The sequence below is a fragment of the Paenibacillus sp. J22R67 genome (assembly GCF_059692175.1).
The window spans coordinates 35,716-57,421 of the sequence record NZ_JCAUAX010000013.1; the positions used below are offsets into that span (position 1 = coordinate 35,716).

Sequence of the window (21,706 nt, forward strand, 5' to 3'; positions counted from 1 at the left end):
ACCTTTTTTGAGCCTTCTATCCTCTTATATCCCCGTCTTCAAGCGGTTCCGCCATTTAAATAAAAGGACCCCCGCCAGCACAGCACACACGCCAATCATCGCATAAATCAAGAATTGCTCCACCCACATGAACATTGCCTGCCACTGATCGCCGAACAGATAGCCAATGCCAAAAAAAACGACGACCCATAAAGCAGAACCTGTAAAAGCATACAGCGCAAAAATGCGGAATGGAATGCGTATAATGCCTACAAAGTAGAAGATAAACTGCCTGATCCCGGGTAAAAAGAAGCTGAAAAGCAGCAATTTATTGCCAAACTTCTCGTAATAGCTCCGTGTCTTGTCCAGATGGTGGGGTTTTAGAAACAGCAGCTTGCCAAATCGCTCGATAATCGGCGTCCCCAGCTTGTATCCAATCCAATAGGTAATCGTCATGCCGATGATCGATCCGGTCCAGGCGGATAACATGGCTGGCGCCCATCGCAGCACCCCTTTATAAGATAAATACCCTGTATAGGTCATGGTTGTATTGCCAGGAGGGATCGGAAGCGCGATGACATCAAGAGGCAATCCGAGCAGCAGAACCAAGTAACCGTACTGAGCAAATAGATGTTCAATTAACCCTAGAAATTTCACTGTGAGTTCGCTCCTTCTTTCTCATGCTCTAGTAGAGGACACGCCATAAATAAAAGGTAGCATAAGCCTCCCAGCCTTTCCAGCCTTCAGCAAGCTGGCGAATATGGGGAAGTGTCGGCTTCTCGTCCAAGCCAAGCACATGCTTCAGCGCGTTGTGCAAACCAACATCCGCAATCGGGAAAGCGGCGGTATTGCGTAAGCAGCGCATAAGGACATAATTGGCCGTCCATGGGCCGATGCCACGAATGTTCAGCAGTTCTTTCTCCATCGCAGCAAAATCGTTCATCTCCAGCAGCTGCTCCTTGACCAGCCTGCCATCCGCCATCATCTGGGCAACGCCGATTAAGTACTCGGCCTTTTTACCCGTGAATTGCAGAGCAGTCAAAGCTTCTGGCGCAAGCTCGGCAATCCGCTCAGGTGCAGGGAACGCCCAATACGTTCGTCCTTCCCAGTCTAGCCGGGTACCAAAGGTTTCTACGAGACGTCTTTTGAGTGTGTAGGCAAAAGCCAGATTGATCTGCTGTCCCATAATGCCCCAGCTCATCGCCTCAAAAAGATCCGGAATCCCCAGCAGGCGAAGTCCATAAAAATCCTGAGTAACTTGCTTCAGAATAGGATCGTGAACAGCCAGCTCATAGAACGAAGTAAGGTCTGTGCTGAGATCAAACCACTCCCACACATAACGGGCGACTTTTTCAAGAAGTGTTGGAGTCACAGAGGTGTCTGTGCAAGACAGAATACGAATGCGAAGCAGTAAGTTATCCTCACTGTTGACAGCGATCAGCACGCGGTTATCCCCAATGAGAAGCAGCTTGTAAATAGCTGAGTTATCCACATGGAATAGACATTCATTGGTTGAGCGGGTCAAATAGCCAAGATTTTGCTCATATTGAAAAGGTTCAGGCAGCGGCAGTGTAAAAGAGCTTGTCTGCTCGCTCCACGCTAGAAGTGAAGGGTCAAAAGACGGCATAAGTCATTTCTCCTGTAATCAGTTAATTGGGCTTCCTCTATTATCCCTGAAGATGGCTTTCGTAATCTTGCTTTCTCATCTCGCATCCCTTACAAGAGAGCACCCGTTTGGGTATACTGAGCTAGTAGAGCTAAGGCACGGAGAGGAGCGAAGCCATGCAAGACAGGTACTGGCAAGCGATTGTGGCGAATGATGCGAGTTATGATGGCACCTTCTATTATGCGGTCAAGACAACAGGTATCTTCTGCAGGCCTTCCTGCAAATCGAGGGTGCCGAAGCGGGAAAATGTCCGGGTTTTTCATGATCGTCAGACAGCGGTTGCGGAACATTTTCGTCCTTGCAAAAGATGCAGGCCAGATGGTTTGCGGCTGCCGGATGAAGAGTGGATCGAGCTGATAGCCGATCATATCAAGGGAAGTTACGCTGAGCCGATTACGCTCTCGGTACTGGCCGAGCAGTTCTATGCCAGCGTATATCATTTGCTAAGGACGTTCAAACGGGTGAAGGGCGTTACACCTCTCACTTACCTTCAACAACAACGAATTGATGCAGCGAAGCGGCTTTTAATAGAAACCAATAGTCCTGTGAATGTAATCGGTGCGCAAGTAGGTATTGCGAATGCAGCCCATTTTGCTACCGTTTTTCAGAAAAAGACGGGTGTCACGCCATCAGAATTTCGGCAATCTTCCACCATCTAACCATAACCGAGGAGGGTTCTTGGATGCAAACAATAGAAGCGAAGACAGCGGCTAAATCCATTTATTGGGGTGTAGCTCGTTTATTGGATCATAACTTTTTGATCGCGGCAACGGATGAGGGGCTGATCTACCTGCAGTATCAGGCAGGAGATGCTGAACAAGGTGTAGCTGATGAAGAAGCATGGTCCGAACTAACCAAATGGGCTAAAAATCGGTTTCCTGCTTATAGCTGGATGGAGAATAAGGCCATACTAGAGCCTTATGTGCAGCAGCTGGAGGAGTATCTGCAAGGTTTGCGCAAATCGTTCACGCTGCCACTTCATCTGCGCGGGACTGATTTTCAACAAACGGTGTGGCGCGCATTAAATGAGATCCCACATGGCGAAACGGTAAGTTACTCACAGATTGCTCAGAAGCTGGATAAAGCTAACGCAGTAAGAGCTGTCGGTACAGCTATTGGCGCTAACCCAGTTCTCATTGTGGTGCCGTGCCACCGTGTACTCGGGAGTAATGGCGCATTAACAGGGTACCGCGGCGGACTGGCGAATAAAGAGAAACTGTTGGTTCTGGAAAAGGTTGAATTGTAAGCAGAAGAAAAATAAAGGGAGGAGGGGCGGGTATGCAGATTGAGGTGAACCACAAGTCAGCGAAGACGCTGCTCACGAAAGCCAGCGGCTTTCTGGAGGGATATTCCCATACGCTTAACCCGTACACTGGCTGTGCTTTTGCGTGCTCCTACTGCTACGTGAGACAGATGCCAGTGGCCCTGTTCCGGACTGAGGCCTGGGGCTCCTGGGTCGACGTGAAGGCCAATGCCGCTACTCTCCTGGAGCAAGAGCTGGCCAAAGCCAAGCGTAAAGGCCAGGTCACGATCTTCATGTCCTCGGCGACGGACCCATACCAGCCGAGCGAGCATAAGGAGCGGATCACCCGCTCGCTGCTGGAGGTGATGTCCGTGCAGCCGCCGGACTTCTTGTTCGTTCAGACCCGCAGCCCGCTGGTGAAGCGGGACGCGGATTTGTTAGAGCTGCTCGGCGACCGAGTTCGAGTCAGCATGACGGTAGAGACGGACCGCGAGGATGTCCGCCGAGCGTTCACCCCTTCCGCGCCGCCGATAGCGGCGCGGCTAGTGGCACTTCGCGAGCTGGCAGCTCGCGGCATTCCCGTGCAGGCCACGATAGCGCCAGCGCTGCCGAGCTCGGAGCAGTTCGCCGAGCGGCTGGCGGGCATCGTGGAGCGGGTGTGCATCGACGATTACTTCATGGGCGATGGCAGTGGGGGCCGGCGCACGGCACGCATCGGCGTGCGCGCTATCTATGACGCGCTGGGGCTTTCGGACTGGTACAGTCCGGATGCGTACAAGCGCGTGCACGAACAGCTCCTGCGGCATTTTCCGCAGGAGCGTGTGCTGGTCAGCCAGCAAGGCTTCTTGCCTGGCTGATGGTTTAATCCGCTTGCGCCAGGAGGGGGGCGACCCCCGTTTGACTGCGCATGCGTTGTTTGAATTCTTTGGGCGAGCATTGATTATGCCGCTTGAACAGCTTGTAGAACTGCGCCATATTGAGGATGCCAACCTCAAAGCTTACTTCCATCATGCTGAGGTCGCCTGTTAGCAGGAGACGCTCGGCTTTTTTGATGCGCTTGTAATTCACGTAATCCACGAAGGATATCCCCATCACTTTTTTGAAATACTTAATAAAGTAATGATAGCTTAAATTAAGCAGGGAGCAGACGTCTTCAACCGTGATTCGTTCACCAAGATGCATATCGATATAATCAAGCGCAGGGCGCAAGCGAGCGATACCTGACTCCTCTGCATGTGCGGACAGATCACGGCTGTCATTGCGCAGCATAAGCAGCAGCAGATTCTTGATCGCCGCGCTGATGGCAAGTTCGTAACCAATTTTGCGGGATTGCGACTCTTCGAAAATCTGCAGAATAAGCTCATAAGCGGCTTGCTTCACAGATGGATTGCTCCGGAAAAGCTCGTTGAACTGCTCAAGCGGATGAGTCAGCTCCGAGAAGCAATGCAGGTAAGGCATCGTACTTAGGTCAAAATGCTGCTTGAGATCAATTTGGAAAACGATCTGCCGCAAGGAACCGGCGGAATATTTGTACGTCCGATGGGGCTGGGAGGAACCCAGAACAATCACATCTCCTGCGGATAACACCGTATGTTCATGCTTGGTTTGAATAGCCAGGAGTCCTTCTGTGACGACAAGGAATTCTACCTGCCTATGTGAATGCCAGCGCCAAGGCGTTGGGGGACCGAAGTGAGCGGAGTCGGAACCTAGCTCCCATATTTTTAGGAAAAGCAGCGGGTTCTGATAAATGACTTCTTCGTTCTCTATTTCGGGAAAAGAACTATGTGTGGGTTCCATGGTTACGTATACCTCGCTATGGGGTAGGACATTTTTGAATATGTAAATCGTCGTTACAGGTAAGGTTTATCAAGAGAAAGTATAACATTGTTTACTTACTGAGGACACTATTGAATAATAAATAGGCACAATCTTGCCTTTCATTCTGGGCATGGACGGACTATACTCACATTATGAATGAATACGCTATCTTGGAGGGAATAAGAAGATGAGTCAAAAGCTTAAAGTAACGGTTTGGAACGAGTACCGTCATGAAAAAGAAAATGAAAAAGTACGCGCTGCATATCCAGACGGGATTCATACAGCGATTGGCGAAGGCATCAGTGGAGATGTAGATGTCACTTATGCGACTCTAGACGATGCAGAGCACGGTTTGACCGAAGAGGTTCTTAATAACACCGATGTTCTTATCTGGTGGGGACATAAAGCGCATGGCGAAGTGCAAGATGCAATCGTAGAGCGCGTTCAAAAGCGTGTGTGGCAGGGCATGGGGCTGATCGTGCTGCACTCCGGACATTTCTCCAAAGTGTTCAAAACGCTGATGGGTACATCTTGTGACCTCAAATGGCGTGAAGCGGACGAAAAAGAACGCATTTGGGTTGTCGCACCAGGCCATCCAATCGTGGAAGGCATTGGCGAGTACATCGATCTTGAGGCTGAGGAAATGTACGGGGAGCACTTCGATATCCCGCAGCCGGATGAGTTGATCATGGTTTCCTGGTTCGAAGGCGGAGAAGTATTCCGCAGTGGCTGTACGTTCAATCGCGGAAACGGGAAGATCTTCTACTTCCGTCCAGGTCATGAGACTTACCGTACTTACTACAATGAGCAAATTCGCCGCGTTATTTCCAATGCAGTTCAGTGGGCTGCTCCGACAACACGTGAGTATCCGAAATACGGCAATCATAAGCCGCTTGAAGAAATTAAAGCTAAAGTGAAAGCTTAATACGAATAAGGGGTGCCCAGACGGTCAATTGCAGACCTGCGGGACACCCCTTTTTTATTCACCGAGTGGGATCTAAGGTTGAGGCTTCATTCTTTTACTACTATTTCGTGAGACAGCTCTGGACGGAGCCCTATGTTGTATTATGTGCAATATAAATGTATGTTCACTGGGTAAATCCACAAATGGTTGTACAAAATACAACCATTTTAACCAAAAGGCCTCGAAAACGGTCCTATTGTTCATAATGTTGTAAAAAGTACAACGGAGATGGTCATCGGAGCTCAATTGCTGCCAAAATGTTGTAAAAAGTACAACATAAGGAGGAGGAGGGACAACCTCACCTCGATCTCAATCTGGCTCCTTTTGTTAATGCTGCTGAGGAAGGTAGCGCCCTGCAATGTCTACAAGCCGTCTAACGCCATCCCGCAAATGCTCCTCATTCACGAAGGAATAGCTCAAACGGATCCAAGAACGCATTTCTTTTAGCGGATCGCAGATCACGCCAGGAATGAAGGAGACAGATTGCCGAAGGCACTCTTCCAGCAGCTGGTCAACGGGGATATAGTTCGGGAGCTGGAGCCATAGATTGAAGCCTCCTTGGGGACTAACCCAATGCCATCCAGTGGAGGCTAGCTCCTGTTCTACAATTTCTTTCCTGATCTGCAGGGCGATGCGCAGTTTCTCAAGATGCTGCTGCATCCGAGGAGACTCGAAGTAATGCAGAAACATTTTCTGATTGACGAGCGGTGTGCCGTTGTCAGCTAATGATTTGGCGGTGATGAGCGACTTGATGACGTGCGGGCCCCCCATAACGGCACAGATGCGCAGCCCAGGAGCGATATATTTGCTAAAGCTGCGGAGATACACGACCCATCCTTCCGTATCATAAGTCAGCATAGGCTGAGGAGGAGGTTGGTCTAAATACATCTCGTGAATGGCGTCATCTTCAATCAGCAGGCAGCGGTAGCGTTCAGCCAGCTCAACGAGCTGCTTCCGCTGTGCGGCTGGAACCGTATAGCCCGTCGGATTATGAAAGGTAGGATTCATATAGAAAAGTCGCGGTTTATGCTTCTCCATCAGCCTCTCAAGGTTCGCCAGATCATAGCCCTCCGGGGTGATCTCAACGGGAATGAATCGCGCCCCCTGCTGGCGGAAAATATCAAGCGCAGCACTGTACGTCGGCCGCTCAACCAGGATCGGATCCATAGGGCGGATATAGATCCGCGAGATGAGGTCAATGGCCTGCTGTCCACCTGTGGTAATCAACAGATCGCTTGCAGTGAGTTGGAGGTTATGATGCCGAACCATGTAACGGCAGAAATATTCGCGAAGCTCCTCATCTCCTTGGGCGCTGGAGTAGGTGCCCATGAGCTTTGGATAGATGTCGAAAACCTTCTTCACATGTTCGGATAAGAAAAGATTCGGCAGCAGGTTGGGATCGATCAAGGCTTGCGAGAATTGGTAGATGACAGGTATGTGCTGAATTTCTGACAAGGAGTTTTTTAAAGCGATGGACGTTGAGAACGAACGCTTGCTTTCTGCGTGCCCCATAGGGACTTGCTCCTCCGCCTTGGAGGGACTTACATAGTAACCGGATTTCTCTTTGACGTAAGCTCTCTCATTCTGTTTCAGCAGTTGATAAGCACGAAAAACAGTTAGCCTATGCACCTGCAACTCTTGGGCGAGAAGCCGGATGGAGGGGAGCTTGTCATGGGCTTGCCATTCACCGCGATCCATGCGGGTAACCATATACTCATACGCTTGTCTGAAAAGCAGTGTAGCTTCTTTTCCAGATGATCCCGGAGCTTTCATGCCATATTCCCCCTCTGTTTAATCAATTATAACTGCAATCTATGGAAAACTGTTCTAGTATCTCAGATCTGTTCTGTTGCTTACCTAGTATGATACATACCAGGAGGGGAACAGTCATGATTATTTTTAATTATTTACTAGTATGTCTTATTTTTGGTACGACATTTTTGGCGATCAAAGTAGGGGTAGATGCCTCGGCACCGCCATTTTTCTCAGCAGGCTTGAGGTTTTTCATTGCAGGATTGCTTTTATTTGGTTGGTTATTATGGCGGAAAAAAACTACCGTAGCTCTTTTATTCCGCAAAGAGATGCTGTTTACGGGCATCGGTCTCACTTTCGGCACGTTCTCAACCTTATATTGGGCGGAGCAATATGTGTCTTCCGGGATTGCGGCCGTTTTATCAGCGACTGGACCGATTATGATTCTCGTGCTGCAAACCTTCGTGTTGCGTCTGAAGGCGACAACGCTCTCTGTATTTGGCTGCATACTCGGCTTTGCAGGGATTATCATCCTTTTGCTGCCACAACTTGCCGTATCCGCGAACCTCGTTTGGGTAATCGGGAGTGTGGCGATTCTGGTCGGAGAACTGTTCTATTGCATGGGAGCTTTGTATACCAAAAAAGTCATTCAGCAATTCCCGAAGGCATCGCCGATTGCGTTGAACGCGGCACAGATGATCTGCGGAGGGTTGCTGCTGCTGATTCTTTCATTTTTTACCGAACATGTGGAAGTTCAAAGTCTATTTTCTCCAAAAGCGGCCGGTTCGCTGCTCTATTTAATCGTAATTGGCTCCATGGTGGGACACAGTCTGTTCTATTGGTTAGTGGCGAAAACGAATCCGGTTTTTCCAGCTACATGGCTGTACATCTCTCCGCTCATTGCCCTGGCCGTGGGGGTCCTGTTTTATGGGGAGACGATCACTTGGGTTACGGCTGTGGGCGTGGTGACTGTCATCGCTGGAACGATTTGCACGAATCTGGACAACTTGAAACAGTTGATGTTAAGACGAAAAACGGCGTAAATACGAAGGATTGTAAGTTAATTGCCGCCTCGTTCATATGAATCCACATTTATAGAAATAATAACCAAAGGATTACTTGTTTGAATACATGCAGCGCAAGTTTGATGGAATGGAGCTAAGTGATGGGTCACATAACAGCGTTAATTTGTTCATATTTGCCTGTAGTCATGGCGTTGTTATGCTTGATTGCAGCTTGGTTTTTTGGGGATTGGAGGAATTGGAAGACCTATTATCCAACGATTCTTTTTGCCATTTGCGTGGATTTTCTGGTTAGCCTTCTAAGCTATAATTATTCGCTTTGGGAATTTCATAAATCCGCGGTAACGCCTAATCATACAATCGCGGATTTTATGATTGCTTTTACCAATCTTCCCTGCATTGTGTTGGTGTACTTATCCAGATACCCTTTTAAGTCACATCCGCTGAAACAGGTCATTTATATCGCCATTTGGTCGGCTGTATTTACCTGCATTGAAGGACTGTTCCTGCTAATCGAGTTACTTTCGTATCATAACAACTGGAATTTTTGGTGGTCTACTGCGGTCTGGGTTTTCATGTTCATTGGGCTGCGCCTGCATTTTGCGAGGCCGTTATGGGCGTGGTTGCTATGTCTGACGGGGGTAGCCTTCTTGATTCTATATTTCCATATCCCGATTTCTAAAATGAAGTAAATGGAAGGCATAATAAGTTGTATCAGCATCAACAAAAAAGAAGGAGAATTAATAATTAATTCTCCTTCTCCTAAAGGGTAAACTAGCCGCTAATGTCCAGATTTCCACCCAAATTTGGTTGAACGCTTTGTTGCATCATTTGAACCATTTGCTGAGCTTGTTGCGTGGATTGGTCTTTAGCCATGCTAAGAACACGTATTTGTACAGCTTGGGCTAAGTTGTTCTGTGCCAAGGGCACTGAAATTGCAGGGATGTCCATGAGTTTCCTCCTTTATGAATGATCGGCTAACAGATTATATATCGGAAAGCGAGCAGGAATTTCTTAGCTTATGTGGGGATGAAAAATCCTTGCTTTTTTTATTTTATGGTGCTAATATTCATGAATAATATTACTTATGTTTTGTAAGTGACCTTTTGGCAGGACACTTGCGGAACACAAAATTTAATAATTGAATCTTCGGGGCAGGGTGAAATTCCCTACCGGCGGTGAGGATACGTGCCTATGTATCTCAAGCCCGCGACTCCCGGCCTGTTAAGCAGGATGGGACTGACTTGGTGAGAATCCAAGGCCGACGGTTATAGTCCGGATGGGAGAAGATGAATAACAGCTTGTCAAAAACTTAGGTTTTGACAGGTCTGTTCGTCAATGCCCCCGCTGCGTCTAAGAGCGGGGGCATTGTTTCTTTCAGAAGGTTCAATTCAAAACTTTTCTTAGGAGGTTTTTGAATTGGAAAATGTATTTAAGCTAGGAACAAAGAGCGCGAATGTGGTTTCAACGCGCTCGGGCGGTATCAGCGGGGTATGGTATGTGGCACTTGGAGCTACGCTTTGGGGGCTCGACCCACTCTTCAGGATCTTACTGTTAAAAAGCTTTACCTCAGCGCAAATCGTGTTTATTGAGCATTTGCTTCTCGCCTGCTATGCACTGCCGGTACTGGTGAAGTACCGTAAAAGCTTGATCGGTAAGCTGTCGCTAGGCGTTATCGGCGCTTTGCTGTTCATCTCATGGGGAGGATCGGCGATTGCGACCATCTTGTTTACAGCTGCATTCTCGCACGGCAATGCGAACGCGATACTGCTTTTACAGAAATTACAGCCCTTATTCGCTATCATTTTGGCTCGCGTGATGCTCAAAGAAACGCTGCCTTCTAAATTTTTTGCCTATATTGCAGTGGCCCTGCTTGGCACGTATTTGCTAACGTTTGGCTTTTCGTCGCCAGAGATGGGTCTCAAAGATTTGGGTACTCTAAGCTGCTTATTCTCGATCCTTGCGGCAGGATTATGGGGCGGCTCGACCGTCATGGGCAAGTTCTTATTGCAGAAAAAGCTGGATTTCCCCATCGTTACTTCGTTACGGTTCCTGCTCGCTATCCCACTGTTGACGGTTGTACTTGTTGGTAGCGGCGATGCTTGGCACGTAACCGGAACTAGCGGCGGTCTGACACTAATAGCTGTGAACCTGCTGTTCCAGGCGTTTTTCCCGGGCTTGCTCTCTATGCTCCTCTATTATAAGGGGCTGACCTCGACCAAGGCGTTTTTCGCAACTTTGGCTGAGTTGGCCTTCCCGGCCGTTGGTATCTGTGTGAACTGGCTTGTATTCGGGCAAAAGCTAACCGTAGGTCAGCTCGCTGGTTTCATCGTAATTTGGCTTACCCTGTGGGTAATGAGCCGTAATCAGAGTAAAGCAGCGGCATAAAATAATAAAAGGCTGCCCTGAAAGTAGAATGTTCTACTATCAGGGCAGCCTTTTGTGTACCCCCAAGCAGCCTCAGGAAACCTTCGGCACCTTGAGCTTACTATCCTTTTGCGCCGCTTCTCCAGGCTCAAGATAGAACGAAACCCCGTCCCGCTCGTTCGCGGCACGCACTGTCATACCGTGATGGTCCATGATCTGCTTCACGATGGCGAGCCCGAGCCCGAACTGGCCGTCCCCGCCAGAACGGAAGGGCTCAAAGAGGCTGTCCGCGATCGCCTGATCGAGCGGCGGACCATCGTTACTGATCTGCAGCTGCGAGAAGCGGGCTGCAGCTTGCTTGCCCTCGCCATGGGATGGAGCCGTGAGGATAATCCGGATGCCGCTTTTGGCATAGCGGAGCTGGTTATCGAGCATATTCTCCAAGGCAATCTTCCACTGGTCGGGATCGCCATGCAAGGTAGCAGGGGGGAGCTCCATCTCCCACTCGATTTCTGGCCGGCGATAGCGCAGCCTTTCAACCACATCTTCGATGACTTCGTGCAGCTCGAAAGGGCGAAAAGGCTTCTCGCGAGCGGTGACATAATTCAGCTTATTGAGCAGCAGCAGGTCGCGAATACGCTTCTCTAGGCGCTCGCCTTCCTTCAGAATGACGCCTAAGCTTTCGCTTAAGGTTCCTTTCGGGAAAACCCCGTCGAGAATGGACTGCGCATAGCTGCGGATAACCATAACCGGGGTTTTCAGCTCGTGAGAAGTATGCTGCAGGAAGAATTGCTGCGCCCGGTCTTGGCGCACGAGGCGCTGCCGCATCGCTTCAATGGCTTTGGCTAGGCGTCCTACTTCATCCTTGCGTCCAGTTTCGATCGGATCATGCCAATCACGCTCAGCCATGCGTCCAACGTGGCGTTCCATCTGAACGAGCGGACGTGTGAAGTAACGGGCGATGATTAGACAGGGCAGCCATGAAATCACGATGAGGCCGACCATCATCAGCATAAGTCTGCCGAACATGGTCATGACCAAGTCGTTGCGGTAATTGCCCCAGGCATAAGAGACGATAAAGCCGGGCTGGCCCTGGACGACCTCTTTTCGAATCACATAAAAGATACTTTTCTTATCGATGCTGGTTGTATACTTGGCAACGGGCAGCTTTTGGGCATAAGCATCTTGCTCCATGGCTTGTATGAAGGGCTCCCCGCTTGTGAAAGTCTTGTTAAATGTCTGGGCTTCTTGGGTTCCGATAATCGTGAAATGCCGGATGGCTGGCGCGCTCAGAGTTGCTGTGAAGGGAGACATCACCTTCGTTGCAATTGAGGCTTCCAGAGGGATACCGGGGATGACCGTGCCGCTAGTCTGTACAGTTGCCGTTGCTGGTAATGCTTCTGCTTTGGAGACGTTGAGTGGCAGTGTATCAGCAGGGGTTAGCGTTTTGATGTCTGTGATGATATCGGCCTGTACCCCGGTTATCCCCTTTGTGGCGAGTGTTAGGGAAGGCGACGTCATCGTCGTTGCTTCCATACGAAGCCCACTTTGCGTATCTAGTAGAATATCGTATAGCTGCTCTGTAAAAAATCCCTTCAACGTCCAAGGCAGCAGAACGGCAAGCAGCGTAAATATGAGCAGCGTTAAAGCCGCGAATGCTCCCCAAAGCTTCATAGCAAGCGGCCATTGTCCTATTCGAAGCGTCATGCTTTCACCATCCTATATCCGTATCCGTATACGGTTTCTAAACGCAACTCTGGCAGCTTGCGGCGAAGTCTTCGTACCAAATCATCTACGACCCGGTCGGTTCCGAAGTAGTCAATCCCCCAAACAGCTCGGAGCACTTGCTCACGCTCTAGCACCTGCCCATGATGGCCCACTAAATAAAGCAACAGCTCAAATTCCTTGGAGGTAAGCTCAAGTTTACTGCCATCCTCAGCTGTTACCGTGCGCGCTTGCTCATCGATGAGATAGGGAGCTATATTCAGCTTCGTGCGGCGTTCCAGTCCAGCAGGTATCAGGCCGGCAGGGTGCCCGCCGTATACGCGTTCCAGCAGCTTGCGAGTACGGATGACGAGCTCGCGAGGTAAAAAAGGCTTGGCCAAGTAGTCATCGCTCCCCATTTCTAGGCCAATGATCCGATCGATATCCGCGTCTCGGGCTGATATGAAAATAACGGGCTGCGCCGGCTGATCCGCCTTAATCTCGCGCATGAGTTGATAGCCGTCTACGCCCGGGAGCATGATATCGAGGACCCACAAGTCCGGCCGCTCGGATATGGCGGATCTTGCCGAGGTTCCGTCTTCGAACGAACGCACTTGCCACCCCTCTTTCTCTAAATAGGCGGCAAGAACGCCCCTGAGATGCTCTTCATCTTCCACTAAATAAATGCGATACATGTATATGTCTCCTTCTTTCTACTCAGCGATGGGGAAAAGGTGGAGCCGTTCGCAGCATTTTGCGATCGGTCCACCGGAAGGTCAACTAGCTATTTATCTATTAGAAAGTTATTTAGCTTCTTCAGCTTTCTCTTCTGTTGCATCATCTGCTTTTGCAGCATGTTCTTTCAGTTTTTTTGCAAGGTCACGCAGCGATTCCGTTTCTTTTTTGTAATCCGTGAGCAGCTCTGGCAGCAGGCTTTGAATGGCAGCAGCATCGTCAGCTTCTACAGCTTCAGTTAGCTTTTGCTGGCGTTTGAACGCTTCGGATGGCTCCGCTTTAATTATATCACCAGAGATAGCTGTTCCCTCAAGTGGAAGTGCTTGGATGGTGGTTGTAGCGTCCACGCCGTCTTTGATAATAGTAAACATGCGAGCTTCTTTGCTTGGAACTAGTTGAGCTGCTTCGCCATCAGGTAAAGTTGGAACCGGCTGTGCTGGATCAAGTTTGAAAATTTTATTTTCTAAAGTACCTGGCGAAGCGGGCAGTGCAGTAGCGGAGCCTTTAATCACCATTGTTTTGGCAAAAGCAGGCTTCGGCATTTCGCTCTCAGCTTGTTTCCGATCTTCTAAGGCTTGCTTCCATTCGGCCAAGCTATCTGGAGCGTAAGTGCTCACTAGCAGCTTCAAATAGTTGCGCTCATGAGCTGGTTGCAGCAATAAGCCGCCTGAGCTTGTGTGAAGCTGAACCGCGCTTGTTGCCATCACCGGAAGGGCTGATGTGACTGCGATGCTTGCTTTCGTATCCGTTGTAGTAGCGTCAGCCGCTGATGCGCCACCGACAGCTCCGAAGGCCATTGTTACCATAAAAGCTAGCAGACTAGCTTGACTTGCGCGACGTTTCCATTGTGTTTTCATAGTAGAAAACTCCTCTCAATTTTGGGGTATGTAGGTGAGTGTCTCTCCCTTACAACCTAAATGTACAGCAAGATTATGGACATCCTATCGTAACATTGTGGGAAATTATGTGTATGCTTTGAAGACTTTGGAGTTATGGGTGGAGTGTGTGGATATGCCATTGGACGTTTTCCAATGAATAGGCGTTGGGAGTGTCCTACTAGTCATCTCATTGGATGGATTCCAATGAGATGGCGTAGATAGGGGCGAAATCAAGAAGGATTCAGTGATCCCGTTGGAATTCATCCAATGAAAAGTGGGATTTTGCCAATTAATCGGCCAGTTCGTTGGATATCGTCCAACGAGGTGATAAACGTAATGTCGAAAATGTAGTAAACTGTATGCTGGAACAGAATGAACAGGGGGTGTCCACATGAAAGAAGTTCATCTAGGGCCAGAGGAAAACTTCACCAAGCTGCCCGCAGAAATCGTATTCGATAAGAATTTGTATTGGTTAATTCAAACCGAGGATCAAGCAACGTACCGGCTCGTGTCAAGCCGATGCCCGCATGCCGGCGCTATTGTAGAGGCTGAAAAAGGGGAATTCGTGTGTTCGATGCATGGTTGGACGTTTGATCTCCACTCAGGTGCATGCCTGAACGTGCCGACCAAAAGCCTAGCTGCCTATGACGTTGTCGTCAAAGAAGGCCAGCTTATCGCGCATGTATAAAAAGAAAAGGACCTGCCTGATCCGTTGAACGGTTAGGGCGGGTCCTGATTTTTTATAAATTCAAGTGAAGCTTACGTGTATTCAGCATACCGTCCAAGCCGGTAGGGTCTTGGCTCACTTTATATTGCACAAAAGCTTCCGCGGCCTCCGAAGTGCGAATGCGCAGCGGTTTAGGCGCCATGTCCATCAGCTTGACCATAACCTCGGCAACCGATTCTGACGTTTGAGGCACAGAATTCCGTTTAGAGAAGGCGTCCAAATATTGCGTGATAATCGGCTTATATTCATCTTCCAGAATGCCACCTGTTTGTTGAACATGCCCAAGGACCGTCTGGTTAAAATTAGTTGCAATCGCGCCAGGCTCAAGCAGTGTAACATCAATGTTGAACGTTGGCTTGTAGTACGTAGCTAAGCTTTCTAATAAGCCTTCAACGGCAAATTTAGCCGAGCAGTAGATTTCATTGAAGGGTTGTCCAACTAAACCGCCAACACTCGTTGTTGCTACCAAATGTCCGGCATCTGATTTACGCAGAAGCGGCAGTCCAGCGCGGATCGTATGCATAACCCCATAGACATTCGTATCATAAACGCGATGAATATCTTCCATCTCCGCTTGTCCTAATGCTCTTAAATAACCAAAACCAGCATTACAGAACAGAACGTCCAGGTAACCATGATGACTGTCGATCACAGCAAAAGCTTTTTCCAGCGACTCAGGGCTTGTTACCTCCATCTCCATAAAATGAAGGTTCGCATGGTGCCCATACTGCTCCTGATCACGTTCGACATTTCGCGTTCCCGCATAAACAGTCCAGCCTAATTCTGCAAATTTCAGGGCCGTCGCTAGACCAATGCCTGAGGATGCGCCAGTAATCGCGATAACTTTGCTTTTGCTCATAGTTAATCACTCCAAATGTTAATGTTATAAACTGTTTAATTTCTATACAGTATGTTAATTCAACAGAATAGTCAAGTCATTAAAAAATCCCAACGTGGTTAAGGTCGGGATCTACGTGCTATAGCGGCAGCTTCTCCAAAAGCTTTCTGAGCTGCGCAAGCTCCTCTTCGGTATAAGGCGTGAAGAGCTGTTCAATTTTGTTATTATACGCCTCTAAGATGTCGTTTATAAGCGTATGTCCTTTGTCCGTAACTTGCAGCAACAGGCTTCTGCGGCTGGTAGGATGAGGCTTGCGAATCACAAGCTCCTGCTCTTCTAATTTATCCAGCAGCTGCGTAATCGCACCACGGGTCAGGCCGAACTCATTCGCAATATCAACAGCGATGCAATCTGGATGCTTGCGAAGAAATTCTAACGCATACATCATGATCGGTGAAACGTGAAATGGGGGAAGCACTTGCGTTAAATAGGAGGAGAGGGCATTCTTGATTTCGCGAAATTTGTACGTGATGAGGAGATCCTTGTCCATGGATTAGCCGCCCTTTTTGTTTAGTATCTATACATTATAGCAAGGTCGAACCTGGGATCCAAGCTCCTGAAGGGTAAAAAAAGAGACCCACAGCAACGGGCTGCGGGTCTAAGTATATATATTTTAAAGGGGGGTTGAGACTTATTATAGGCCTAGTTCATTAAAAGCAGATGAAAAACACATTTCATTTTCATTACATTTTTTCTAATGATAAAATAGAAGGATCAATGAAGGGCGGGGGAACGCTTTTGAAGCATTATTCCATGCGATCACATTTGACGGTAACGTTTGCCATCATGGCGATGATTCCGATCCTGATTCTTGGCTCCTTTCAGGTTTCTCAAATTACACATATTACGCAGGAGTCCATTCGGAATCAGCAGCTGACGACTTACCGGCTGGGGGACGCCGTGCAGGATTATATGTACTACCATCGCAATGCGGTTGAAACGCTGGCGGCCACGATTTCGGCCTCGGATGCGGCCTTTCGGACGCGCGAGAGCTTGACGTTGAAGCTGCAGTCGCTGCAGCAGAATTTGGCGGGTTTCTCAGGCATTTATGTGGTTGATCCAAATAACTTGATCAAGGCTACGCATAACACAGCTAATGATTCGCTGATTGGTACTGATGTGAAGGATCGAGACTACACGAAGCGGGTGCAAACCGCCCAAAACACGATTATCTCGTCACTTTTCCTTGGGCCTGAGGGGTTGAATCAGCCGGCTGTTGCGATAGCAGTACCCATCTATAAAGGAAATAAGCAGCCTGATGGCTTCGTGCTCGCTGTGCTGGAGCTTACGCCTATCAAGGAGCTTGTGACGAAATACGATTACGGCAAAGAAGCGTATCCAGTTGTACTGGATCATGGGGGCAAGCCCATCTATCATCCCAATGGAGCGTTGACTGAAAAGTTGGCGGATTTATCTCAGGAGCCAGTTGTAGCCGACGCACGGGTTCAGAAGCAAGGCGAAGGAACTTACCAACTAACCAACTCTACGCAAAAAGAACTGATTACTTACAAAACCATCCCCGATATCGATTGGATCGTTTGGGTGAGCAAATCCAAAGCAGCGGTGAATGCCGCTTTTACCGAATCGCTGAGCATTACGCTTTTGCTATTGGTGATTACGCTTATTTTGACGGTGCTGCTGGGCAGTCTTTTGGCCAAAAGGTTGAACGGTACTATTCACGCTTTAGTTGGCTACACGAAGCGTTTGGCAGGCGGCACATTCATGGAGCCAGACGGCAAGGTCGTTCCGAATGGGGCGCCGCTGGAGCTGCAATTGCTGGCGGACCATTTCTTCAAGATGGCGGAGCAAATCAAGGAGAACCAAGGCGCGCTGCTTCAGCTCAACAGTGAGCTGGAGGATCGTGTCGAGGAGAGGACCCAGCGGCTGCAGGACGAGCATGCCACTTTAAATGCGGTGCTGGAGAGCATGTCCGATGCCGTCGTATTGATCGATATGGAACATCAAGTGGTGTATGCCAATCATCGGATGGCGGAAATATTCGCTATTCCGATGCCTGAACTGACGATTATGCAGGAATCGGTGTTGTTCGACCGTATTGCGCTGCTGCTGCCTGAACGTCAGGACGAACTGGAGAAATTGACGGCGGGGCCGAGGGTACAGGGGACTTTTACGGTGAAAAGTGGTCTGGGCAAAGAGCGCTTTATGATGGTATCGGCTTTTCAGGTGGCGAGAGAAGGGCGGGTTTTTGGCCGTGGGTATGTGTGGCGTGATATGACGAAGGAGCATGAAATTGATGCTTTGAAAAATGATCTGATCTCACTCGCTTCCCATGAGTTCAAAACGCCTATCACCAGCATACGTGGCAGCGTAGAAACGCTGCTTCGAGTCGATGCGCAGTGGGAAGAAAGCTTTAAACAGGAGCTGCTCCAGGGGATTCACGAGGATATCGGGCGCATTCAGGATCTGATCGACGACTGGCTGGATATTTCCAAAATCGATTCCGGCGCTATGCGGATCAACCCGCAGCCTCTTCGTGTGGAAACCGTTGTAGAAAGCGCTATGCGAAGACTTCCGCAGCAGGCTAATGACATGCATACGCAGTTCGAGGTGCATGTGGCGGAGGATACACCGCTAATTTATGCAGATAAACTACGGATGGAGCAGGTGCTAGTGAACTTGTTCACGAATGCGGTTCGATACAATACGCAGCATCCGATAATCCGGATTACAGCTCATGCTGATGAACGTTTTGTGAATTTAAACGTGCAGGATAATGGTATCGGCATCGCTGAGGAGCATATGGACAAACTATTTGACCGGTTCTACCGGGTAGATGTTTCTTCGAGAAGTCAATCCGGGGGGACAGGGCTGGGTCTGGCGATCTGCAAGGGCATCCTGCATGCGCACGGCGGAGAGGTTCATGTGGCAAGCAAGCTTGGTGAGGGAAGCACATTTACTCTCTCCATACCGAGGTTTATAGGGGAGGAGAACGGACATGAACAAGAAGAAAATCATGATCGTCGATGATGAACCGAAAATTGTGCGTTTCGTCGCGGCGAATCTGAAATCGTTGGATTTTGAAACTCTGACCTGCCAAAGCGGGGCAGAGGCGCTGGAGAAAGTTGAAGAGTTTGATCCGGATTTAATATTGCTTGATCTGATGATGCCAGGGATGGACGGATTCGATGTGTTAAAAAGACTGCGCTCCTACTCGAGCGTCCCTGTCATTATGCTGACCGCACGCAGCAATGGAGCGGACAAAGTGCAGGGGCTCAATCTCGGAGCGGACGACTATCTGACGAAGCCATTCTCCTTAGACGAGCTATTCGCCCGAGTGAATGCTGTGCTGCGGCGCATGGATGGCCGCATAGCACCTCCGGTCACCACGAGCGAGATTACGCTCGGCCCTGTGACCGCGAACCTCGCCCAGCGCCGTATCTGGCTGGGCGAGACCGAGGTGAAGTTCACGGAGACCGAGTACAACTTATTTGCGCTGCTGTTGCAGCATGCGGGGAAAGTCATGACCCATGAGCAGCTGCTCAGCGAGGTTTGGGGAAGCGAGTACCGCGATGAGGTCGAGTACTTGCGGGTTACCATCGCCCGCATCCGGCAGAAGATCAAAAGCGCAGCGGAAGGTGCTGCTGCGGAGCTAATTGTAACCTACCCGGGGGTAGGTTACATGGCGAAGCAGGAGTGAGCGTGAAAAATCCCCCTTGTCAGATATTTATCAGATGAGGGGGATTTTTTGTTTGTGGGCTGCGAGTAGTTCGTCCTCGTAGGAGGGGGATGTTAGCTGCTATAAAGGTTGATCGAGAGTGCGCAAAAGGCCGTCTCACCGCGTAAAGAGTAGCTAGATGTGGCTGAGAGTGCCGATTAGGCCGTCTCGGCGGGAGAAAGTTGCTCGTGTAGCAGGAAATGTTGGCTGAGAGTGCATAAAAGGCTATCTCACCGCGTGAAAAGTAGCTAGATGTGGCTGAGAGTGCCGATTAGGCCGTCTCAGGTGAAAGAAAGTGCCGCGTGGCAGTAAAAGTCGATCGAGAGTGCGCAAAAGGCTGTCTCACCCCGTGAAAGGTAGCTAGTTGTGGCCCAGAGTGCTGATTAGGCTGTCTCGTGTGCTAGAAAGTGTCGCGTGTGGTAGTGAAAAACAGCCGAGAGCACCAATGCTAAGTCTATGACGTACTACCTAATAACTAAAGCTTGCTTTGAGGTTAACAATTCATGCTTTTTATCAGCATTGTTCTCTGAGATATCAAAATTAGCAACAGCCCAAACTACATACTCTCCAGGGACATCTATGTTGAAGGTATATCCTTCAACAACGGTTCCATTTTTAGGAATACCTCGCACTATACCAAGGCTTGCGATTGGATAGTGATTTATAATTTTCTCCTTGCTATCGGCAATGTAAAACGTAAATAGTTTTTCGCCATGAGTAATGCGTATTTCGTCATTTGTATTATTCGTAAATTTTGCTTTAAGTGTGAAATCAGTATTCTTATTTGCAATGCTAGGGCTTGTGAGTCCAACCGTATATTCCTTTTTCGTAGAAGAATCGACACCTTCAGAATTAGTATCCTTGATATTATTGACTGGTTGAGAAGAACAGGCACAAAAACAAAACGAAATGTTTCAAAAAAATCCTAACCCCCGATTATTACGTGCGTAATAGTAAGGACGTTCTTCGTTTTGGAAATATTGCATTAATATGGAAAAAAATACGCTCATCAACATCCCAAAGTCATATCACTCCCGAAGCAGTTGCACATCCAGCGGATAATCCGGCACCTCGAAGTTGCGGACAGCGTCAGAGACCAGATCCACGACAGTCATCCCATTCCAGCCAGTATCCGCATAAGTAACGCCGCCGGTGAGGTAAGCGAAGCGTCCATCCGCGCTCGCAGCGACCATTTGGTGCATACGCTCCAGCGGGAAAAGCTTCTCGGTGTACGTTTCGACGTCGAGCACGGTCAAGTTAGGCTTGCCGGTTGCACTTCCCGCAGCACCAATGCCGATGATGAGCAGTTGCTTGTCCTCGGCCGTCAGAGCAACGCCCTCTTGATGCGTGTTGCCCGTCAGCGGCTTCGTCTCATACTTGCCGCTAGCAGGGTCGAGCACGACTAGGCCTCGCCCCTGATACGGCAAGAGCAGGCGGCCATCAGCACGAACCGCCGCGTAGTGCGGCTTCTCGAAGCCGCCTTTGCCGAAGGGAGCCACTTCAAGGGTGCGAGCCTTGAGCCGCACAGGATCGACAGCCGTCACGGAGTAGGAGTCGTGATCGATGCTGTAGATCTCTCGGCCGTCGAGGCTAGTCACCACATCGAACGGTCGAACGCCTACAGCGACACTGCCTGTCATGATGAGTTTCTCCGCATCCATGATCTCCAGTTGGCTTTTCACGCTTCCGCCGCGACCGGTCAAGTACACGCCGACATAGACGAATTTGCCGTCAGGGGATACGGCAATTCCCATTCCACCGGGACGGTATTCACCGAATTGGGGCTTACCAATAGCGTCTGCTGCCTTATAAGGTACTAACGCAACACGTTTGCGTTGCTGCGTATCCACGACAGCGACACCTTCCGCAGTAGATATATAGGCGCGATGATTAGGACCTAAGGCAATGGCAAAAGGCGCCTTGCCAACCGTCAGCTTTTCGAATTGTCCCGTAGCCGGGTCAAGAAAAGACATATAATCACTTTTAGAGTGAGTAACAAGCAATGATTCTGATACAGGCGCTGTTGTTGGTGTTGGTGCGGTCGTTGGTGCAACAGTTGGTGTCGCATTTGGTACTGCCACAGGCGCAGGTGTAGGCTTCCCGAGATCCGTACTCGGAGAAGCAACGGAGGAAGGTGCAGGACGCGAACTGCAGCCGACCACGATAAGAACCAGCGTCAGCATAACGAATAACGCACGATTTTTGAACAGCATATAAATCACCTCATTGAAATGGATGGTAGAACAAAGAGGCGGTCCCAAGTCACCAAATGACCGA

At 49.3% G+C, this 21,706-nt stretch carries 21 protein-coding genes and 1 riboswitch; of the genes, 10 read left to right on the forward strand and 11 right to left on the reverse strand.

Annotated elements, in window-relative coordinates:
* Positions 1-24: 24 nt before the first annotated feature.
* Positions 25-636, reverse strand: coding sequence for a DedA family protein (locus AC58VC_RS32270; RefSeq protein WP_497375065.1), 612 nt, complete (start codon positions 634-636; stop codon positions 25-27).
* Positions 637-664: 28 nt separating this feature from the next.
* Positions 665-1,606: a DNA-3-methyladenine glycosylase family protein gene (locus AC58VC_RS32275; protein ID WP_497375067.1), complete on the reverse strand. Its 942-nt coding sequence runs from the start codon at positions 1,604-1,606 to the stop codon at positions 665-667.
* 155 nt (positions 1,607-1,761) lie between these two features.
* Between AC58VC_RS32275 and AC58VC_RS32280 the strand changes: the two genes are divergently transcribed.
* From AC58VC_RS32280 to AC58VC_RS32290, 3 genes are read left to right on the forward strand one after another with little or no spacing between them, the layout of a single operon-like run.
* Positions 1,762-2,304, forward strand: a complete 543-nt coding sequence (locus tag AC58VC_RS32280; RefSeq protein ID WP_497375069.1) for a bifunctional transcriptional activator/DNA repair enzyme AdaA — start codon at positions 1,762-1,764, stop codon at positions 2,302-2,304.
* Positions 2,305-2,327: 23 nt separating this feature from the next.
* A complete protein-coding gene (locus tag AC58VC_RS32285; protein WP_497375071.1) occupies positions 2,328-2,891 on the forward strand; it encodes a methylated-DNA--[protein]-cysteine S-methyltransferase in 564 nt (187 codons plus the stop codon).
* A 32-nt stretch (positions 2,892-2,923) separates the two neighbouring features.
* Positions 2,924-3,745 carry an SPL family radical SAM protein gene (locus tag AC58VC_RS32290; RefSeq protein WP_497375073.1) on the forward strand — a complete coding sequence of 274 codons (822 nt, stop codon included), beginning with the start codon at positions 2,924-2,926 and terminating at the stop codon, positions 3,743-3,745.
* 4 nt (positions 3,746-3,749) lie between these two features.
* Here the strand turns inward: AC58VC_RS32290 and AC58VC_RS32295 are convergent, their stop codons facing one another.
* A complete protein-coding gene (locus AC58VC_RS32295; RefSeq protein WP_497375075.1) occupies positions 3,750-4,685 on the reverse strand; it encodes a helix-turn-helix domain-containing protein in 936 nt (311 codons plus the stop codon).
* Positions 4,686-4,893: 208 nt separating this feature from the next.
* Here AC58VC_RS32295 and AC58VC_RS32300 point away from each other — a divergent pair, with 208 nt between their 5' ends.
* Complete coding sequence (locus AC58VC_RS32300) at positions 4,894-5,631, forward strand: ThuA domain-containing protein (protein WP_497375077.1); 738 nt, start codon at positions 4,894-4,896, stop codon at positions 5,629-5,631.
* A 366-nt stretch (positions 5,632-5,997) separates the two neighbouring features.
* Here the strand turns inward: AC58VC_RS32300 and AC58VC_RS32305 are convergent, their stop codons facing one another.
* Positions 5,998-7,443 (reverse strand): aminotransferase-like domain-containing protein, encoded by a 1,446-nt coding sequence (locus AC58VC_RS32305; protein WP_497375079.1) that lies wholly within the window; start codon positions 7,441-7,443, stop codon positions 5,998-6,000.
* Positions 7,444-7,559: 116 nt separating this feature from the next.
* Between AC58VC_RS32305 and AC58VC_RS32310 the strand changes: the two genes are divergently transcribed.
* Together AC58VC_RS32310 and AC58VC_RS32315 are read left to right on the forward strand one after the other, a co-directional pair.
* Complete coding sequence (locus AC58VC_RS32310; RefSeq protein ID WP_497375084.1) at positions 7,560-8,465, forward strand: DMT family transporter; 906 nt, start codon at positions 7,560-7,562, stop codon at positions 8,463-8,465.
* A 122-nt stretch (positions 8,466-8,587) separates the two neighbouring features.
* Positions 8,588-9,136: a CBO0543 family protein gene (locus tag AC58VC_RS32315; protein ID WP_497375087.1), complete on the forward strand. Its 549-nt coding sequence runs from the start codon at positions 8,588-8,590 to the stop codon at positions 9,134-9,136.
* Between the two features lie 82 nt (positions 9,137-9,218).
* On the opposite strand, the gene AC58VC_RS32320 is transcribed toward AC58VC_RS32315, so the two are convergent.
* A complete protein-coding gene (locus AC58VC_RS32320) occupies positions 9,219-9,395 on the reverse strand; it encodes a YjfB family protein (protein ID WP_497375089.1) in 177 nt (58 codons plus the stop codon).
* 190 nt (positions 9,396-9,585) lie between these two features.
* Positions 9,586-9,739: riboswitch (FMN riboswitch) on the forward strand.
* A gap of 124 nt (positions 9,740-9,863) precedes the next feature.
* Here AC58VC_RS32320 and AC58VC_RS32325 point away from each other — a divergent pair.
* Positions 9,864-10,832: a DMT family transporter gene (locus AC58VC_RS32325; RefSeq protein WP_497375091.1), complete on the forward strand. Its 969-nt coding sequence runs from the start codon at positions 9,864-9,866 to the stop codon at positions 10,830-10,832.
* Positions 10,833-10,904: 72 nt separating this feature from the next.
* On the opposite strand, the gene AC58VC_RS32330 is transcribed toward AC58VC_RS32325, so the two are convergent.
* The 3 genes from AC58VC_RS32330 to AC58VC_RS32340 all read right to left on the reverse strand — a co-directional run bounded on the left by AC58VC_RS32330 (position 10,905) and on the right by AC58VC_RS32340 (position 14,107).
* Positions 10,905-12,518: a HAMP domain-containing sensor histidine kinase gene (locus AC58VC_RS32330; protein ID WP_497375093.1), complete on the reverse strand. Its 1,614-nt coding sequence runs from the start codon at positions 12,516-12,518 to the stop codon at positions 10,905-10,907.
* Positions 12,515-13,210 carry a response regulator transcription factor gene (locus AC58VC_RS32335; protein WP_497375095.1) on the reverse strand — a complete coding sequence of 232 codons (696 nt, stop codon included), beginning with the start codon at positions 13,208-13,210 and terminating at the stop codon, positions 12,515-12,517. Before AC58VC_RS32335 ends, AC58VC_RS32330 begins: the two co-directional genes overlap by 4 nt.
* A gap of 108 nt (positions 13,211-13,318) precedes the next feature.
* Positions 13,319-14,107: a hypothetical protein gene (locus AC58VC_RS32340; protein ID WP_497375097.1), complete on the reverse strand. Its 789-nt coding sequence runs from the start codon at positions 14,105-14,107 to the stop codon at positions 13,319-13,321.
* 412 nt (positions 14,108-14,519) lie between these two features.
* Here AC58VC_RS32340 and AC58VC_RS32345 point away from each other — a divergent pair, with 412 nt between their 5' ends.
* Complete coding sequence (locus AC58VC_RS32345; protein ID WP_497375099.1) at positions 14,520-14,816, forward strand: Rieske (2Fe-2S) protein; 297 nt, start codon at positions 14,520-14,522, stop codon at positions 14,814-14,816.
* Positions 14,817-14,868: 52 nt separating this feature from the next.
* Here AC58VC_RS32345 and AC58VC_RS32350 read toward each other — a convergent pair whose 3' ends face one another.
* Positions 14,869-15,714 carry an SDR family oxidoreductase gene (locus tag AC58VC_RS32350; RefSeq protein WP_497375101.1) on the reverse strand — a complete coding sequence of 282 codons (846 nt, stop codon included), beginning with the start codon at positions 15,712-15,714 and terminating at the stop codon, positions 14,869-14,871.
* Positions 15,715-15,832: 118 nt separating this feature from the next.
* Positions 15,833-16,243: a MarR family winged helix-turn-helix transcriptional regulator gene (locus tag AC58VC_RS32355; protein WP_497375103.1), complete on the reverse strand. Its 411-nt coding sequence runs from the start codon at positions 16,241-16,243 to the stop codon at positions 15,833-15,835.
* A gap of 263 nt (positions 16,244-16,506) precedes the next feature.
* Between AC58VC_RS32355 and AC58VC_RS32360 the strand changes: the two genes are divergently transcribed.
* A complete protein-coding gene (locus AC58VC_RS32360) occupies positions 16,507-18,741 on the forward strand; it encodes a sensor histidine kinase (RefSeq protein WP_497375105.1) in 2,235 nt (744 codons plus the stop codon).
* Positions 18,710-19,411: a response regulator transcription factor gene (locus AC58VC_RS32365; protein ID WP_497375107.1), complete on the forward strand. Its 702-nt coding sequence runs from the start codon at positions 18,710-18,712 to the stop codon at positions 19,409-19,411. Before AC58VC_RS32360 ends, AC58VC_RS32365 begins: the two co-directional genes overlap by 32 nt.
* Before the next feature lie 1,046 nt (positions 19,412-20,457).
* Here AC58VC_RS32365 and AC58VC_RS32370 read toward each other — a convergent pair.
* Positions 20,458-21,642 (reverse strand): YncE family protein, encoded by a 1,185-nt coding sequence (locus tag AC58VC_RS32370; RefSeq protein WP_497375109.1) that lies wholly within the window; start codon positions 21,640-21,642, stop codon positions 20,458-20,460.
* Positions 21,643-21,706: the final 64 nt, after the last annotated feature.

Excerpts from the sequence above, each read along its gene's own strand:
- AC58VC_RS32310 (WP_497375084.1), top strand. The coding sequence starts at position 7,560 with ATGATTATTTTTAATTATTTACTAGTATGTCTTATTTTTGGTACGACA.
- AC58VC_RS32330 (WP_497375093.1), bottom strand. The coding sequence starts at position 12,518 with ATGACGCTTCGAATAGGACAATGGCCGCTTGCTATGAAGCTTTGGGGA.
- AC58VC_RS32360 (WP_497375105.1), top strand. The coding sequence starts at position 16,507 with ATGCGATCACATTTGACGGTAACGTTTGCCATCATGGCGATGATTCCG.
- AC58VC_RS32280 (WP_497375069.1), top strand. The coding sequence starts at position 1,762 with ATGCAAGACAGGTACTGGCAAGCGATTGTGGCGAATGATGCGAGTTAT.
- AC58VC_RS32295 (WP_497375075.1), bottom strand. The coding sequence starts at position 4,685 with ATGGAACCCACACATAGTTCTTTTCCCGAAATAGAGAACGAAGAAGTC.
- AC58VC_RS32305 (WP_497375079.1), bottom strand. The coding sequence starts at position 7,443 with ATGAAAGCTCCGGGATCATCTGGAAAAGAAGCTACACTGCTTTTCAGA.
- AC58VC_RS32275 (WP_497375067.1), bottom strand. The coding sequence starts at position 1,606 with ATGCCGTCTTTTGACCCTTCACTTCTAGCGTGGAGCGAGCAGACAAGC.
- AC58VC_RS32345 (WP_497375099.1), top strand. The coding sequence starts at position 14,520 with ATGAAAGAAGTTCATCTAGGGCCAGAGGAAAACTTCACCAAGCTGCCC.
- AC58VC_RS32320 (WP_497375089.1), bottom strand. The coding sequence starts at position 9,395 with ATGGACATCCCTGCAATTTCAGTGCCCTTGGCACAGAACAACTTAGCC.
- AC58VC_RS32350 (WP_497375101.1), bottom strand. The coding sequence starts at position 15,714 with ATGAGCAAAAGCAAAGTTATCGCGATTACTGGCGCATCCTCAGGCATT.
- AC58VC_RS32300 (WP_497375077.1), top strand. The coding sequence starts at position 4,894 with ATGAGTCAAAAGCTTAAAGTAACGGTTTGGAACGAGTACCGTCATGAA.
- AC58VC_RS32340 (WP_497375097.1), bottom strand. The coding sequence starts at position 14,107 with ATGAAAACACAATGGAAACGTCGCGCAAGTCAAGCTAGTCTGCTAGCT.
- AC58VC_RS32335 (WP_497375095.1), bottom strand. The coding sequence starts at position 13,210 with ATGTATCGCATTTATTTAGTGGAAGATGAAGAGCATCTCAGGGGCGTT.
- AC58VC_RS32355 (WP_497375103.1), bottom strand. The coding sequence starts at position 16,243 with ATGGACAAGGATCTCCTCATCACGTACAAATTTCGCGAAATCAAGAAT.
- AC58VC_RS32370 (WP_497375109.1), bottom strand. The coding sequence starts at position 21,642 with ATGCTGTTCAAAAATCGTGCGTTATTCGTTATGCTGACGCTGGTTCTT.
- AC58VC_RS32285 (WP_497375071.1), top strand. The coding sequence starts at position 2,328 with ATGCAAACAATAGAAGCGAAGACAGCGGCTAAATCCATTTATTGGGGT.
- AC58VC_RS32365 (WP_497375107.1), top strand. The coding sequence starts at position 18,710 with ATGAACAAGAAGAAAATCATGATCGTCGATGATGAACCGAAAATTGTG.
- AC58VC_RS32315 (WP_497375087.1), top strand. The coding sequence starts at position 8,588 with ATGGGTCACATAACAGCGTTAATTTGTTCATATTTGCCTGTAGTCATG.
- AC58VC_RS32290 (WP_497375073.1), top strand. The coding sequence starts at position 2,924 with ATGCAGATTGAGGTGAACCACAAGTCAGCGAAGACGCTGCTCACGAAA.